The sequence below is a fragment of the Pseudonocardia pini genome, from assembly GCF_013870575.1.
GTDB classification, from domain to species: domain Bacteria; phylum Actinomycetota; class Actinomycetes; order Mycobacteriales; family Pseudonocardiaceae; genus Pseudonocardia; species Pseudonocardia pini.
On record NZ_JACBXB010000060.1, the window covers coordinates 1 to 13,329 of the forward strand.

Here is a 13,329-nt window from a genome sequence, read left to right on the forward strand (position 1 = left end):
CCGTCCGCCGCCGCCGTGACGGCCGCCCACGCCGATCCGGTCGCGGGGTCGACGAGCGAGTGCGGGCGCCCGTTGTACATCTCGCCGTCCCAGAAGAGGTGGCACGGCGAGTCGAGGTGGGTGATCGTGTTGCCGTGGAACAGGATGCCGAGCCGCTCGTGGGAGAAGCCCCAGCGCCGGTCGGCGTGGAAGGCGGCAGGCATGTGCTCGGCGCCCGGCATGTCGGCGGCGCAGGGACACGATGTCGTCGACCGCTCCATCTCCTCCGGCACGGCGACCTCCCACGCACACGACACGCTCCTGCCGTGGCGCACGGCCCGCGCCGCCGCCAGCCGGACCGCGTCGGTGACGTGGTTCAGGGTGCCGAGCTCGTCGTCCGCGCCCCACCGCCCCCAGTTCGACAGCGTGCGGAAATAGCCGAGCACGTCGTCCTGTGTGGGCATCGGTCGTCCTGCCGTCATCCCAGCATCGACTCCTCCGGTCACGCGGTTCGAGGCCGCCGAACCGGCACGAACCTAGATCAGCGGGCCGTGGTTCGGCCCGAAGCCAGGGTCGGCGCGACGCCCGACGTCCGGGAGGGTGTCGGGGGTTCCGGACGACTCGGTCGGGGCGTCCGCGGCGTCAGCGGGCGTGCGATCCTGGCGGCGACCGTCCGATCGTGCGTGGAGGGCCCGTGGCGTCCAAGGTCGACTTCAAGCGGGAGCTGGCGTGCTACACGGCGAAGCGGGACTCGCCGCAGGTCGTGGACGTGCCGGACCTGCAGTACCTGATGATCGACGGCCACGGCGACCCGAACACCTCAGTCCGCGACGCTGCGATCTCCGCGCTCTACCCGCTGGCCTACGCGCTCAAGTTCGCGAGCAGGAAGGAGCTCGGGCGCGACTACGTCGTGATGCCGCTGGAGGGGCTCTGGTGGGCCGAGGACATGCGCGCCTTCACCGCCGAGCGCGATAAGTCCCGGTGGGACTGGACTCTCATGATCATGGTCCCGGACTGGACCACCGCCGAGATGGTCGACGCCGCCCGGCTCGCCCTCAGGACACCGCCCGAGCGGGTGGCCGACGTCCGGCTGGAGACCCTGTCCGAGGGCCGGTGCGTGCAGGCCCTCCACATCGGCTCCTACGACGACGAGGCGGACCTGTTGCGGCACATCCACGAGGAGGTCATCCCGGGGCAGGGTCTCACCCTGCGCGGCAAGCACCACGAGATCTACCTCAGCGACCCGCGGCGGGTCGAGCCCGCGAGGCTGCGGACCATCCTGCGGCAGCCCGTCAGCCGAGCTCCTCGGCCAGCGCGACGATGATGCCCTCGGGCCCGCGCACGTAGCAGAGCCGGTACACGTCCTCGAACTGCGCGATGTCGCCGACGAGATCGAAGCCACGGGCACGCAGCCCGGCGACGACCTCGTCGATGTCGTCGACGGCGAACATGAGGCGGCGCAGGCCCAGCCGGTTCGCGGGTGCGTCCGGCTCGGAGCCGGTCGCGAGCGGGTGGTGGAACCTCGTCAGCTCGAGCTTGCCGTGGCCACCCGGCACCCGCACCATCGCGACGTCGACCCGGACCCCGTCGAGCCCGACGACGGTGTCCACCCACTGCCCCTCGACCGGCCCGCTGCCCTCGACCTCCATGCCGAGCGCCACGAAGAACGCGGTCGCCGCCTCGAGGTCCTCGACGACGACGCCGACGTGATCCATCCTCGTGACCGCCATCGACCCAGGCTAAGGTCCAGCACCGCCCCACCGCTGCATGTGCCGGCGGCCTGCCGGACACCGACCGGGTCACCCGAGCATCTCCAGGGAACACTGTTGCGCCTGTCGACCCCGCGATTGCGGCTCGAGCCGGTCGGCCCCGACACCGCGGCCGACCTGGGGCTCGTGCACCGCGACGACGACGTGTGGCCCTGGTACGGGAGCGCGCGGCCCAGCCTCGACCAGGTCCAGCGGCAGGCCGGGGCCATGGGCGACTCGTGGCGGCTCCACGGCGTCCACAAGTGGATCGCGTACGACCGCGGGAGCGGCGAGGTCGTGGGCCGCGGCGGCCTGTCCCGCACCCCGCTCGACGACGACTGGGCGCAGGTCTACCCGTTCCTCCCGGTGGAACCATGGGTGCGGGCAGCGCACCCGAGCCGCCGTCCGTTCACGGCGCACGCGCACTGGCTCGAGATCGGGTGGGCACTCCGGGGCGGGTTCCGGGGACGCGGCTATGCGGCCGAGATCGGCCGCGCCGGCCTGGCCTTCGCCTTCGACGTCCTCGGCGCCCAGGCCGTCGTGTCCTGCACGGTCCGGCACAACGTGCGGTCCCGCGCCGTCATGGAACGCATCGGCATGCGCGAGGCGGGCGAGATCCGCAGCCGCGGAGTGGTCCAGGGGCTCGCCGGCGAGCGGGACGACGCACCGCACGCGGTGTGTGTGCTGCTGCGCGCGGACCGGGAGCAGCAGACCGCCGAGGCCCGCAGGTGACGCGGGGCGCTCACGGGGGTCGCCGGGTCGGTGGGCGTCGCCTCCAGGCGCGACCCGAGCCACCCGTCGGGCAGGGGCGGTCGGGGCCACACTTATCGTCGGGGCATGAGCGCTGACGGGTTCCGGGTGATCTGTGAGATCGAGCCGCCGACCCGGCCCGATCTCACGCACGCCCGCCACCAGATCGGCGTCCTCACCCCGGTGGCGGACGCGTTCCTCATCCCGGACAACCACATCGGCCGCGCGACGGTGTCGAGCATCGCGGTCGCCAACGAGGTGCAGGCCATGGGCGGGCGCAGCATCGCCTGCGTGAACTCGCGGGACCGGAACCTGCTCGGGTTCCGGCGGGACCTGCTGACCGCCGCGGCCTACGGGGTCGACCAGTTCCTCTTCGTCCACGGCGACGAGCCCCGGGTCGGGGGCCGGACCAGCGAGCTGAGCGTCCGGACGATGATCGAGGAGGCCCGGGCCGCCACCGCCACACCGGCTTTCGCGGGCACCGCGCCGTTCACCCTCGGGGTGACCGCAGGGCATCGCCGTCGGCCGGCGGCCTGGAAGCGGACGGCGGACTTCGTGTTCTGCCAGGTCGGCTACTCCGTGGAGACCTTCCTGCGCTGGCGGGACGCCAACCCGACGGACCAGCCCGTCTATGCGGGCGTCATGGTCCTGGCGAGCGCGGCGATGGCGGCCCGCCTGCGGGTGTCCATCCCGGACATCGAGATCCCCGACGACGTGGTGGAGCGGGTGGCGACCAGCCCGTCCGCCGGGGTCGAGGCGGCGTGCGAGCTGGTCCTGGCACTGCGCGAGACCGAGGCCTTCGCGGGCGTCCACCTGGTGCCGGTCAGCCGCTTCCGGGAGACGGCCGCTCGGCTCGAGACGCTCCTCTAACGCACCCGCTCCGGGATGTGGTCCAGCGCGCTCAGGATCTGGACGGCGAGCGCGACCGCGGCGCTCTCCTTGATCGTCGAGTTCGCGGTCACGACCTCGGTGACGAGCTCCACGCGGCGCTCGTAGGGGGTCTGGCGGAGATCGGTCGCGAGGGTCGTGGTCATGGTGTGGGCCTCTCTGAGGGTGCGGTGCTGAGGAGATCGGCGATGCTGGTCGCGTCGCCGTCCGTCCCCGCGGTCTCCAGCGCGGAGGCGGCGAGGGCGGGGGTCGTGTCGGGCGGGATCACGAGCAGCGTGACGCGGTGCTGCTCGGCGACCACCTCCACGGTGTGCGGGGTCGTGGAGTGGAAACCGGCCAACCGCATGCGGACGCCGTCGATGTCCACCTTGCGGGCCACCGGGTCCCACTCCTCGAGCTTGTAGCTCACGCGCTCGACCGGGCCGAGGCGCTCGACCATGAGCGGGAGGAGGGCGCCGAGCTCGACGGCGAGGTCGCGGGAGTGCGGCCACCACGCGCCGTCGACCTGGCCGCTGAGGACCGAGCCGGCAGAAGAGACCGACAGGCGCGGCTCGTCGCGGGTGGGTGACGATGCGAGGGGTGCGAGGGGTGCAGCCATGTCGGTGCTTCCCGTCCCGGGCGAGACGCCCGGTGTCAGAGTTCGCAGAGGACGACGCCGGCAGACCGCCGAGGTGCAGGAGGAACTCTGTGGACCGACTCTACCCCTGAGGAGGGGTCCCGGTGTCGCGTTCCGGCAGGGGGCCTCGGACAAGGCGGTCACCGGGCAGCGGGCTGGGCGCGGGGCGTTCGTCGGCCGCCTCGGCCTCGATGCGCGCCTGGTGGGCGACGGGGTGCCAGATCTCGTCGAACGGGTTCATGAGCGACCCGCCGCCACCCCGCCTGCGTAGACGCCGCGCGGCCCAGGCCAGCCCGCTCAGGACGCACGCGAACAGGACGACGACGGCGACCACTCCCGCCACACCGCCCACGCGGCCAGGGTAGCGGTGTCCGAAATGTCGTGGACGGGCGACGCGGGACCCGGCAGACTCCGGCGGATGACGGAGGACCCCCTGGAGCGCTCGCAGCTCACCCCCGCCGCGGGCAGGCCCGCCCGCCGCGAGCTGGCCGTCCACGGCTACACGACCTACGAGGACCTCACCGCCGCCACGGCGAAGGAGCTGCTCGCGATCCACGGCGTGGGGCCGAAGGCGGTCCGGATCTTGGGCGAGGAGCTGACGAGACGGGGGCTCGCGTTCCGCGAGTGACCCTCAGGTGATCCGGAACCACAGCGCGGACTCGCCCGGCAGCGGGGTCAGGTCGACCTGCCTGCCGCCCGGGACCGCGAAGAGCCGGGTGCCGTCCCCGAGCAGGACCGGGGCGACGAACACCAGGATCTCGTCCAGCTCGCCGATCTCCTGACACTGCCGCGCGACGTCGGCGCCGAGCACGTTCACGTACCTCTCGCCCGCGGCCTCCCGGGACAAGGCGATCGCGGTGCGGAGGTCGTCGGTGAACTCGACGCCCTTCACCGGCTGCTCGGGCGGGCGGTGCGTGAGCACCACCGCGGGTCCGGAGTACTGCCCACCGAACGCGCCCTCGGCGTCCGTCCCGGCGTTGGGGTCGTCCCCGCCGAAGGTCCGGTTCCCCGCGAGGATCGCGCCCACCTGCGCGAGCAACCGGTCGGCCGTCGGATTCGGGCCGCCGACGTGCGGCGACAGCCAGGACATGTCCCCGCCGGGGCCTGCGATGAACCCGTCGAGCGACATGGTCGCGGAGTAGAGCAGTCGTGCCATTCAGTCCACCTTCTGCAGGCCCGCCGCGCGCAACGCGGCGAGCGAGGGATAGCCGTCGACGGCCATGAGCAGGTCCGCCTCGGCGAGGAACGATCGCAGGTGGTGCACCACCCCGTCCTCCCCGCCGACGGCGAGGGCGTAGGCGTGCGGGCGTCCGGAGCCGACCGCCGTGGCGCCGAGGGCCAGGGCCTTCACGACGTCGGTGCCGCTGCGCACCCCGGAGTCGAACAGCACCGGGGTGTCCCCGGCCGCCTCGACGACGCCGGGCAGGGTCTGCAGGGCCGGGACGCCGCCGTTGGCCTGTCGGCCGCCGTGGTTGGAGCAGTAGATCCCGTCGACGCCGAGGTCCTTGGCCCGCCGGACGTCCTCGGGATGGCTCAGTCCCTTGAGGACGATCGGCAGGCTCGTCGCCTCGCGCATCCACACCAGGTCGTCCCAGGTCACGGGATGCCCGAAGACCTGCGCGAACAGTCCCACCACCTCTGCGGGATCCGAGCTCTTCAGGCGCGCGCGGAACACCTCGTCGGAGGTGTAGTTCGCGAGGCAGTAGCCACGCAGCTGGGGGAAGTTGGCGGTGTTCAGGTCCCGCGGGCGCCAGCCGGTGACCCACGTGTCGAGCGTGACGACGAGGGCGCGGAACCCGGCCCGTTCGGCCCGCTGGATCAGGCTGACGGCCAGGTCCCGGTCGTTCGGCGTGTAGAGCTGGAAGAGCCCCGGGGTGTCGCCGAGGGCCTTCGCGACCTCCTCGAGCGGGTCCTGCGACAGCGTCGAGGCGATCATCGGGACGCCGGTGCGGGCGGCGGCGCGCGCGGTCGCGAGATCGCCGTGCAGGTCCTGCGAGCAGATGCCCAGCACGCCGATCGGGCAGAGGAACAGCGGGTGCGGCAGGTCGAGGCCGAACAGGCTCGTCGACAGGTCCCGGGTGGTCGTGTCCCGCATCATCCGCGGGACCAGCCCCCAGCGCTCGAACGCGGTCACGTTGGCGCGCTGGGTGTGTTCGTCGCCCGCACCACCGGCGACGTAGGACAGCACCCAGGGCGGCAGCGCCTCCGCGGCGCGCCGCTCCAGGCCCGCGAAGTCCACCGGGAAGCGCGGCAGCAGCCCCCGGGTGCCCGCTAGGTAGATCTCCAGCTGGAAGTCCCCGTAGGACATCGTCGTCTCCTCGTCTCTCGACCGGGTCACCCTGGCACGAGGATCAGTCCACGGGGAACGAGTGGTGCTCGTGCGCGACCACCCAGCGCCCGCCCTCCCGGCGTAGGCCGAGGGTGAGGCGGAGCCGCTGATCCGGCCTGCGCTCCCGCTCCTCCGCGGAGCCGCAGCGCAGCAGGGCGAACGCGTACGCGACGTCGGTACCCGCCGTGACCTGCAGCTCCAGGATGTCGAACGACCCGCCGGAGGCCAGGAACTCGAAGAAGGGAGGCCAGGTCTCCCGATACGCCGCGATCCCACGCACGCCGTCCTGCGGCGGCGGGACGTCGAACATCACGATGTCGTCCGCGTGGTCGGCGACGACGGTCTCGAGGTCGCCGGTGCGGATCGCCGCCGCCCAACGCTCCACCAGTTCCCGGATCTCGGTGTCCATGCAAGGTGGACCGGAGCGCGGGCCCGAAGTCATCGGTGGGGGAGATGCGGCCCGACCGCCGTCGAGGTCGGCCGGGCCGCGGACACCTCCGGAGGTGCGCGCGTCGCTCCCCAGTTCCGCGCGCGAGGTGGGTCCCCAGATCGTCGTACGGCACCGGACCTCCGGGTGCGGTGCCGAGGACGAGTCTGATCGGCTCCGATCACGTTTCGGCTACCCCACTGCGCCGGATCGGAAACGGCGTGACGATCGCGACCACCCGTCCGGGTGGTCAGGGCTGGTAGGGCGGGGCCACACCCCAGCCCCAGCGCGGGACCGGCGCCTGCTCGACGACGTCGGCGCCGGGCTGCGAGTTCGCCACCGCCAGCCGCGTGCCCCACTCCACGTAGCCGACGAAGGCGGCGCGGAACTCGGGATCGGCGGGAAGCCCGGCGTCGTCCGCGGCCAGGCTCATCAACGAGGCGAACCGGAAGCGCTGCTCGCCGGTGAGGCCCAGGTCGCGGTGGTGGGCCAGCATGGTCTCGTACCCGCCGTGCCGGTCGGTGTAGCCCGGGGCGCCGCCGAACACCTCGATCCACCAGGTCGTGACGTGGTCGCGGTGCTTCTCGGAGACCCCGCCGGGGAAGAGCGGGCCCAGCAGGTCGTCCTGCTCGACGCGGTCGTAGAAGGCGTCGATCAGCCGGCGGAACGCGCGGTCGCCACCGGCCCATTCGTGCAGCGTCGGGTCAGGCATTGCAACACTGTAATCAGGGCGCTGCCCACCAAGGCAACGCTCACGCCGTCGCCTGCGCCGCCGCCCGTCCCGCCTGCCGCCCGCCGAACAGACAGCCGCCGAGGAACGTGCCCTCCAGCGACCGGTAGCCGTGCACCCCGCCGCCGCCGAACCCGGCGACCTCACCCGCCGCGTACAGGCCCGGCACCGCGGCCCCGTCCGGGCCGCGGACCTGCCCGGACAGGTCGGTCAGCAGGCCGCCGAGGGTCTTGCGGGTCAGCACGCGCAGCTGCACGCCGACCAACGGGCCGGCCTTCGGGTCGAGGATGCGGTGCGGGGCGGCCGTGCGGGCGAGCCGGTCCCCGCGGTAGCGCCGGGCGTTGTGGATCGCCATGACCTGCAGGTCCTTGACGTACGGGTTGGTCAGCTCGCGGTCGCGCGCCACGATCTGGCGCTCGATCTCCGCGGCGTCGAGCAGGGGTTCCGGGGTCAGCTTGTTCATCCCCGCCACGAGCTCGGCGACCGTGTCCGCGACCACGAAGTCCGCGCCGCGCTCCATGAAGGCCCGCACCGGGGCGGGCGCGCCGGGGCGCACACGCCCGAGCGTCGCGCGGACGTCCTTGCCGGTCAGGTCGGGGTTCTGCTCCGAGCCGGAGAGCGCGAACTCCTTCTCGATGATCTTCTGCGTGAGCACGAACCACGAGTGGTCGTGCCCGGTCCGCCGCAGGTGCGCGAGGGTGCCCAGGGTGTCGAACCCCGGGAAGTACGGGGCGGGCAGCCTGCGCCCGGTCGCGTCGAGCCAGATCGACGACGGGCCCGGCAGGATGCGGATCCCGTGCCCCGCCCACACGGGGGAGTGGTTGCGGATGCCCTCGACGTAGTGCCACATGCGGTCCCGGTTCACCAGCCGCGCGCCCGCGTTCTCCGCGATCGCGAGCATCCGCCCGTCGACGTACGCGGGCACGCCGGTGACCATGTCCGTCGGGGGCTCGCCGAGCCGGGCGGGCCAGTTCGCCCGGACGAGGTCGAGGTTCGCCCCGATCCCCCCGGACGTCACGATCACGGCCTGCGCGGTGAGCTCGAAGCTCCCCACCTCCGTGCGCGAGGTCGGCACCCCGCGGGCGGCGTCCGACGGCTCGAGCACCGCCCCGGACACCCCGGTGATCACCCCGTCCGTGCTGGTCAGGGCGTCGACGCGGTGGCGGGGGCGCAGCTCGACCAGCCCGGCCCGCACCCCGTCGCGCACCTTCTCGGCGAACGGCACGACGAGCCCGGTGCCGGTGCCCCAGGTGACGTGGAAGCGGGGGACCGAGTTGCCGTGTCCGTCGGCGAGGTACCCGCCGCGCTCGGCCCAGCCGACGAGCGGGAACCAGCGCACGCCCATGCCGTGCAGCCACGCCCGCTTCTCGCCGGAGGCGAAGTGGACGTACGCCGTGGCCCACTGGCGGGCCCAGAAGTCCTCGCCCGCAGGGTCGTCCACGCCGCGGTCGAACTCCGCGCTCCCCAACCAGTCCTGCAACGCGAGGTCGACGGAGTCCTTGATCCCCATCCGCCGCTGCTCGGGCGAGTCGACGAGGAACAGCCCGCCGAAGGACCACCACGCCTGCCCGCCCAGGTTCGACTCGGGTTCCTGGTCCACCAGGACGACCCGGCGTCCGGCGGAGGCGAGCTCGGCGGTGGCGACCAGGCCCGCGAGGCCCGCCCCCACGACGATGACGTCGGCGTTCACGCACTCCACCCTGGCCTCGCCGGGTCCGCGCGGCAATCCCGACATCTCACGCCGAGCGATGAGTGTGCGCCGCCGGCAGGGTCGACCCTGTCGCCGAACCGATTCGAGGAGGAGCGATGACCCTGCCGGAGATCGTGTCCCGCGAGGAGTGGACAGCCGAGCGCACGGCCCTGCTGGAGCGGGAGAAGGAGCTCACCCGGGCCCGGGACGCGCTGAGCGCGGACCGCCGCAGGCTGCCGATGGTGGAGATCGACGAGGACTACCGCTTCGACGACGGCGCGGTCGGGCTGCTCGACCTGTTCGAGGGGCGCCGCCAGCTGATCGTCGGGCACTTCATGTTCGACCCGGAGTGGGAGGACGGCTGCCCGAGCTGCACCGCAGGCGCGGAGGAGATGAGCGACGGGCTGCGGGACCACCTCGCCGTGCGGGACGTGACGCTGGCGTACGTCTCGCGGGCGCCGCTGCCGACGATCGAGCGGTACAAGGCGAAGAAGGGCTGGACCTTCCCCTGGTACTCCTCGTTCGGCAGCGCCTTCAACTACGACTTCCACGTGACGCTGGATCCCGCGGTGGCGCCGACCGAGTACAACTTCCGCCCGGTCGACATCGCGGGGGAGATGCCGGGCCTGTCCTGCTTCCTGCAGGTCGACGGCCGAGTCTTCCACACCTACTCGCAGTACGCGCGGGGGGCCGAATGGACCGGGGGATCCTACGCCTTCCTGGACCTCACCGCGCTCGGACGGCAGGAGGACTGGGAGGAGCCGAAGGGCCGCGCCGACGCCGTGCGGGACGCCACCCCGGACTTCCAACGCTGATCTTCATCAGTTCTGCTGACTTATGGTGATCGCGGATGAGGTATGGGTAACGAGGATCCCTCACCTCACGAGGTAACGGGTACACCGCGTGTCGCTGGGGAGCGGACACGCGCTGCCGGGTGCCGCGGCCATTGGCCGCGGCACCCTTTCTCGTCCGGGGCTCAGCGGGCCGGGCGGTCCTTCTCGGTGGTGCGGGCGGCGAGCGGGCCGCGGGAGCGCCGCTGCAGCCAGCCGCGGGCCTGGTGCAACGTCCGGCTCACCGTGTTCGGGCCCCTCCGGCGCTCGATCAGGTCCGCCAGCCTGCCCATCAGCCAACCGCCGATCGGCACGGCCACCGCCAGGACCAGCCACAGTCGCAGGCGCTTGGAGAAGAAGGCCCACACGGGCACACCTCCGGGGTCGTCGGGGCGCCTACGGTAACCGGGCGGCCGCCGCCGCGGGGTCCGTGGCCTGCGCGGCCGCCAGCCCGAGCCCGACGAGCGGGACCTGCGGCAGGTCCCGGACCTCGGCCAGGTCGAACCAGCCCGCCCTGTCCGTGCTGCCGCCGATCTCGTGGCGCAGCCAGCCGCCGGTCACGTGGCCCGCGTAGACGATGCGGATGCCCTGCAGGTCCACCACCTCGCCGTCGCCCCACCGGGCATCGGGGAAGTGGACCGAGTCGACGGTGAGCAGGCGGTCCAGCTCGACGGTGTACCCGGTCTCCTCCTCGACCTCGCGTACCGCGGCCGCGCGGGGGTCCTCGCCGTGGTCCAGGCCGCCGCCGGGCAGCGTCCACTCCGGCCCGCGGGGCCCGGTCCAGCGGGCCAGCAGCACCCGCCCCTCGCTCAGACAGACGACGTAGGCGGCGGGGCGGACGCGGCGGGGGATCGACACCGGTCGCACCCTACCGCGCGAAGATCCCCTCTGACCTGGGGATCTCGGTATCCTCGCCGGGTGTCGGACGTCTGGTCGGGCGTTCTGCAGTACGCCGCCATCGTCGCCGCACCCACCCTCTTCCTCTGGGCCGTGGTGCGGCTCGGCCCCCTGCTCCTGGACCTGCCCGAGCGGCTCGTGAGCAGACGTCGCCCGCCGGCCCCGCAGGGCAGGCCCTACGAGCGGCTGGTCGCGGACCTGCACCGGCTCCGTCGCGAGGTCCGACGCAACGCGCCCACCACCCACGTCCGCCGGGTCGCCCTCCTCGCCGCCTACGACGACGTGCTCGCGGACGTGTGCCGTGCCGTCGGCGTCGACCGGCCGCGGCCCTGCGAGCTGCCGGAGCGGGAGCGCCCGTTCGCGCGGCTGCAGGCCGAGGCGGCGCTGGAGGCGGCCGGAGTACCACTGGAGGAGCCGCCGCGCAACGCGGCCTGAGTCGAGGGTGATCGCCTGCGGGCGCCCGTGTCGGTAAAGTCGGTTTTACCCGGAGTGGGAACCAAGCCGGGACCGGCCGCGTTGAACCCGATAGCGCGACGAGACACGCGACGAGGAGGACCCGGTGCGCACCAGTAGTAACCCGGCGTTCCGCAAGCTGCCCAGTGGGCAGGGCGGCTACGCCACGTTCGACCGCCAGGGCGGCGGCATGATGGGCGGCGGCGCCGCCTACGCGGACGCCCAGGCATCGCAGGCCGGGTTCGGCCGTGCGGGTTCGGGCGAGCGCGCGCTGACGCACGACGACGTCGTGATCAAGACCGCGATCACCGGTGGCACGGCACTCGTCGCCGGCATCCTCACGGCCTGGTCCGGGCTCTACGCCCTGGCCCTGCCCGCGATCATCGTCGGCTTCGTGGTGTCGCTGATCGTGATCTTCAAGCAGTCCACCAGCCCGGTGCTGGTGCTGCTGTACTCGGCGGCCATGGGTGTCGCGCTCGGCGCGCTCACCGGGGCGCTGGAGTTCTCCGGCACCAACTTCCAGGGCATCGGCTTCCAGGCCATCGTCGGCACGTTCGGCGTGTTCATCGGGATGCTGATCGTCTACAAGACCGGCGCGGTCAAGGTCACCCCGAAGTTCACGAAGTGGCTGATCGGTGCGTCCATCGGCGTCGCCGTCCTGATGCTGGCCAACCTCGTGGTGTCGTTCTTCACCACCGGTGGGCTCGGCCTGCGGGACGGGTCGCCGCTGGCCTACCTGTTCAGCATCGTCTGCATCGGCGTGGCCGCGTTCAGCCTGATGCTGGACTTCGACATGGCCGACCGGGCCGTCAGGGACAACGCACCGGCGAAGTTCGCCTGGTACATCGCCTTCGGTCTGATGACCACCCTGGTCTGGCTCTACATCGAGATCCTCCGCCTGCTGAGCTACCTGCGCTCCGAGTAGAGGCACGGCCGGATCACCCCCTCCATCCGGCCGGAGCGGCGCCGCGGACCTCCGGGTCCGCGGCGCCGTTCTGTTTCCCCTGACGCCCGCTGTCAGGGACTCGGGGCATGCTGTGCGCCATGGCGTCCTGGAAGGAGGTCGAGGAGCAGGCCCCCGCGCTGGCGGCGCGGGCCCGGCGGCTCCTCGACGCGCACAAGCACAAGACCATCGCGACCCTGCGGGCGGACGGCTCCCCGCGGATCTCGGGCATCGAGGCGCAGGTCGAGGAGGGCGAGCTGGTGTTCGGCTCGATGCCGGGCGCCCGCAAGGGCGCCGACCTCCTCCGCGATCCCCGGTTCGCGCTGCACAGCGCCGCGTACGACCCGCCCGAGGACGCCCCCGCGGACTGGGCGGGGGACGCCAAGATCGCGGGCCGGGCGGTGAGCACCGGGCCGCTCGACGGTCCCGTGGACGGCGACTCGTTCCGCGCCGACGTCACCGAGGTGGTCGTGACCGCGCTGAACGCCGCGGCGGACCGGCTGGTCGTGGAGTTCTGGCGGGAGGGTGTGGGGGTCCGCCGCGTCGAGCGGGAGTGACCGGCCCGTCCCTCCTCGGGCCGGTCACTCCCGCTCGCCCTCGCCGAGCCAGGCCCGCAGCTTCGCGAGGGCCCGGTGCTGGGCCACCCGTACGGCACCCGGCGTCGACCCGACCGTCGCGGCCGTCTCCTCGGCGCTCAGCCCGCCCAGCACCCGCAGCACCACGATGTCCCGCTGCTGCGGCGGGAGCCGGTCGACCAGCCCCATCAGCTCGCTCATCTGCGAGGACCCCACGGCGGACTGCTCGGGTCCCGCGCTGACGTCCGTGGAGTCGGGGACCTCGTCGGACGGGTCGGACCGGTCCCGCGCGGCCGCCCGGTACGCGTCGGCGACCTTGTTCTTGGCGATCCCGTAGGCGAAGGCCATGAACGGGGTCTCCAGGTCGCGGTAGCGCGGCAGCGCGGTGCAGACCGCGATCACCACGTCCTGTGCCACGTCCTCGGGTGTCGAGATCCCGGGGGCGCGGTGCCCGAGCCTGCCCCGGCAGTACCG

At 72.9% G+C, this 13,329-nt stretch carries 20 protein-coding genes and 1 pseudogene; 8 read left to right on the forward strand and 13 right to left on the reverse strand.

The annotated features are described in order from the left end of the window. Window positions 1-443 (reverse strand): annotated as a pseudogene (locus tag H5J29_RS06250) (cyclase family protein); the annotation flags it as partial. A 230-nt stretch (window positions 444-673) separates the two neighbouring features. Between H5J29_RS06250 and H5J29_RS06255 the strand changes: the two are divergent. Continuing rightward, on the forward strand, window positions 674-1,303 hold the full coding sequence (locus H5J29_RS06255) for a GyrI-like domain-containing protein (RefSeq protein WP_181779955.1): 630 nt from the start codon (window positions 674-676) through the stop codon (window positions 1,301-1,303). On the opposite strand, the gene H5J29_RS06260 is transcribed toward H5J29_RS06255, so the two are convergent. Continuing rightward, window positions 1,272-1,709, reverse strand: coding sequence for a VOC family protein (locus H5J29_RS06260; protein WP_220187051.1), 438 nt, complete (start codon window positions 1,707-1,709; stop codon window positions 1,272-1,274). The two genes, H5J29_RS06255 and H5J29_RS06260, sit on opposite strands and share 32 nt — an antisense overlap. A gap of 96 nt (window positions 1,710-1,805) precedes the next feature. On the opposite strand from H5J29_RS06260, the gene H5J29_RS06265 reads away from it, so the two are divergent. Both H5J29_RS06265 and H5J29_RS06270 read left to right on the forward strand, forming a co-directional pair. Next, a complete protein-coding gene (locus tag H5J29_RS06265) occupies window positions 1,806-2,459 on the forward strand; it encodes a GNAT family N-acetyltransferase (protein ID WP_181779956.1) in 654 nt (217 codons plus the stop codon). Between the two features lie 105 nt (window positions 2,460-2,564). Then, window positions 2,565-3,347, forward strand: a complete 783-nt coding sequence (locus tag H5J29_RS06270; RefSeq protein WP_181779957.1) for a methylenetetrahydrofolate reductase — start codon at window positions 2,565-2,567, stop codon at window positions 3,345-3,347. Here the strand turns inward: H5J29_RS06270 and H5J29_RS06275 are convergent. From H5J29_RS06275 to H5J29_RS06285, 3 genes are all read right to left on the reverse strand, one after another. After that, entirely contained in the window at window positions 3,344-3,511 is a 168-nt protein-coding gene (locus H5J29_RS06275) for a DUF6307 family protein (protein WP_181779958.1), read from the reverse strand. The two genes, H5J29_RS06270 and H5J29_RS06275, sit on opposite strands and share 4 nt — an antisense overlap. Further along, window positions 3,508-3,963: a DUF5994 family protein gene (locus tag H5J29_RS06280; RefSeq protein ID WP_181779959.1), complete on the reverse strand. Its 456-nt coding sequence runs from the start codon at window positions 3,961-3,963 to the stop codon at window positions 3,508-3,510. Before H5J29_RS06280 ends, H5J29_RS06275 begins: the two co-directional genes overlap by 4 nt. A 100-nt stretch (window positions 3,964-4,063) precedes the next feature. Continuing rightward, on the reverse strand, window positions 4,064-4,333 hold the full coding sequence (locus tag H5J29_RS06285; protein ID WP_312858087.1) for a hypothetical protein: 270 nt from the start codon (window positions 4,331-4,333) through the stop codon (window positions 4,064-4,066). 66 nt (window positions 4,334-4,399) lie between these two features. On the opposite strand from H5J29_RS06285, the gene H5J29_RS06290 reads away from it, so the two are divergent. Further along, complete coding sequence (locus tag H5J29_RS06290) at window positions 4,400-4,609, forward strand: helix-hairpin-helix domain-containing protein (protein ID WP_181779960.1); 210 nt, start codon at window positions 4,400-4,402, stop codon at window positions 4,607-4,609. Window positions 4,610-4,612: 3 nt separating this feature from the next. Here the strand turns inward: H5J29_RS06290 and H5J29_RS06295 are convergent, their stop codons facing one another. From H5J29_RS06295 to H5J29_RS06315, 5 genes are all read right to left on the reverse strand, one after another. Then, window positions 4,613-5,137 (reverse strand): dihydrofolate reductase family protein, encoded by a 525-nt coding sequence (locus tag H5J29_RS06295; protein WP_181779961.1) that lies wholly within the window; start codon window positions 5,135-5,137, stop codon window positions 4,613-4,615. Further along, on the reverse strand, window positions 5,138-6,289 hold the full coding sequence (locus H5J29_RS06300; protein ID WP_181779962.1) for an alpha-hydroxy-acid oxidizing protein: 1,152 nt from the start codon (window positions 6,287-6,289) through the stop codon (window positions 5,138-5,140). Window positions 6,290-6,332: 43 nt separating this feature from the next. Then, entirely contained in the window at window positions 6,333-6,719 is a 387-nt protein-coding gene (locus H5J29_RS06305; protein ID WP_181779963.1) for a YybH family protein, read from the reverse strand. A gap of 268 nt (window positions 6,720-6,987) precedes the next feature. Further along, on the reverse strand, window positions 6,988-7,449 hold the full coding sequence (locus tag H5J29_RS06310; protein ID WP_181779964.1) for a group II truncated hemoglobin: 462 nt from the start codon (window positions 7,447-7,449) through the stop codon (window positions 6,988-6,990). Between the two features lie 40 nt (window positions 7,450-7,489). Next, window positions 7,490-9,157: an FAD-binding dehydrogenase gene (locus H5J29_RS06315; RefSeq protein ID WP_181779965.1), complete on the reverse strand. Its 1,668-nt coding sequence runs from the start codon at window positions 9,155-9,157 to the stop codon at window positions 7,490-7,492. A 116-nt stretch (window positions 9,158-9,273) separates the two neighbouring features. Here H5J29_RS06315 and H5J29_RS06320 point away from each other — a divergent pair, with 116 nt between their 5' ends. Next, window positions 9,274-9,972 carry a DUF899 domain-containing protein gene (locus H5J29_RS06320; RefSeq protein ID WP_181779966.1) on the forward strand — a complete coding sequence of 233 codons (699 nt, stop codon included), beginning with the start codon at window positions 9,274-9,276 and terminating at the stop codon, window positions 9,970-9,972. A gap of 161 nt (window positions 9,973-10,133) precedes the next feature. Here the strand turns inward: H5J29_RS06320 and H5J29_RS06325 are convergent, their stop codons facing one another. Together H5J29_RS06325 and H5J29_RS06330 are read right to left on the reverse strand one after the other, a co-directional pair. Continuing rightward, window positions 10,134-10,355, reverse strand: a complete 222-nt coding sequence (locus H5J29_RS06325) for a hypothetical protein (RefSeq protein ID WP_181779967.1) — start codon at window positions 10,353-10,355, stop codon at window positions 10,134-10,136. A gap of 28 nt (window positions 10,356-10,383) precedes the next feature. After that, window positions 10,384-10,845, reverse strand: coding sequence for an NUDIX hydrolase (locus H5J29_RS06330; RefSeq protein WP_312858088.1), 462 nt, complete (start codon window positions 10,843-10,845; stop codon window positions 10,384-10,386). A gap of 60 nt (window positions 10,846-10,905) precedes the next feature. On the opposite strand from H5J29_RS06330, the gene H5J29_RS06335 reads away from it, so the two are divergent. The 3 genes from H5J29_RS06335 to H5J29_RS06345 all read left to right on the forward strand — a co-directional run bounded on the left by H5J29_RS06335 (window position 10,906) and on the right by H5J29_RS06345 (window position 12,837). Beyond that, the gene (locus tag H5J29_RS06335; RefSeq protein WP_181779968.1) at window positions 10,906-11,319 is read left to right on the forward strand and encodes a hypothetical protein; all 414 of its coding nucleotides are present in this window, start codon (window positions 10,906-10,908) and stop codon (window positions 11,317-11,319) included. A 124-nt stretch (window positions 11,320-11,443) separates the two neighbouring features. After that, window positions 11,444-12,262, forward strand: coding sequence for a Bax inhibitor-1/YccA family protein (locus tag H5J29_RS06340; RefSeq protein ID WP_181779969.1), 819 nt, complete (start codon window positions 11,444-11,446; stop codon window positions 12,260-12,262). A 119-nt stretch (window positions 12,263-12,381) separates the two neighbouring features. Next, complete coding sequence (locus H5J29_RS06345) at window positions 12,382-12,837, forward strand: pyridoxamine 5'-phosphate oxidase family protein (protein ID WP_181779970.1); 456 nt, start codon at window positions 12,382-12,384, stop codon at window positions 12,835-12,837. A gap of 24 nt (window positions 12,838-12,861) precedes the next feature. Here the strand turns inward: H5J29_RS06345 and shbA are convergent. Beyond that, window positions 12,862-13,329: RNA polymerase sigma factor ShbA (shbA, locus tag H5J29_RS06350; protein ID WP_181779971.1), on the reverse strand; the 468-nt coding region annotated here is incomplete at its 5' end.

What these genes read in the sequence shown, in the direction of transcription:
- H5J29_RS06260 (WP_220187051.1), bottom strand. Translation starts at nt 1,709, where the DNA reads ATGGCGGTCACGAGGATGGATCACGTCGGCGTCGTCGTCGAGGACCTC.
- H5J29_RS06270 (WP_181779957.1), top strand. Translation starts at nt 2,565, where the DNA reads ATGAGCGCTGACGGGTTCCGGGTGATCTGTGAGATCGAGCCGCCGACC.
- H5J29_RS06275 (WP_181779958.1), bottom strand. Translation starts at nt 3,511, where the DNA reads ATGACCACGACCCTCGCGACCGATCTCCGCCAGACCCCCTACGAGCGC.
- H5J29_RS06280 (WP_181779959.1), bottom strand. Translation starts at nt 3,963, where the DNA reads ATGGCTGCACCCCTCGCACCCCTCGCATCGTCACCCACCCGCGACGAG.
- H5J29_RS06290 (WP_181779960.1), top strand. Translation starts at nt 4,400, where the DNA reads ATGACGGAGGACCCCCTGGAGCGCTCGCAGCTCACCCCCGCCGCGGGC.
- H5J29_RS06295 (WP_181779961.1), bottom strand. Translation starts at nt 5,137, where the DNA reads ATGGCACGACTGCTCTACTCCGCGACCATGTCGCTCGACGGGTTCATC.
- H5J29_RS06300 (WP_181779962.1), bottom strand. Translation starts at nt 6,289, where the DNA reads ATGTCCTACGGGGACTTCCAGCTGGAGATCTACCTAGCGGGCACCCGG.
- H5J29_RS06305 (WP_181779963.1), bottom strand. Translation starts at nt 6,719, where the DNA reads ATGGACACCGAGATCCGGGAACTGGTGGAGCGTTGGGCGGCGGCGATC.
- H5J29_RS06310 (WP_181779964.1), bottom strand. Translation starts at nt 7,449, where the DNA reads ATGCCTGACCCGACGCTGCACGAATGGGCCGGTGGCGACCGCGCGTTC.
- H5J29_RS06320 (WP_181779966.1), top strand. Translation starts at nt 9,274, where the DNA reads ATGACCCTGCCGGAGATCGTGTCCCGCGAGGAGTGGACAGCCGAGCGC.
- H5J29_RS06345 (WP_181779970.1), top strand. Translation starts at nt 12,382, where the DNA reads ATGGCGTCCTGGAAGGAGGTCGAGGAGCAGGCCCCCGCGCTGGCGGCG.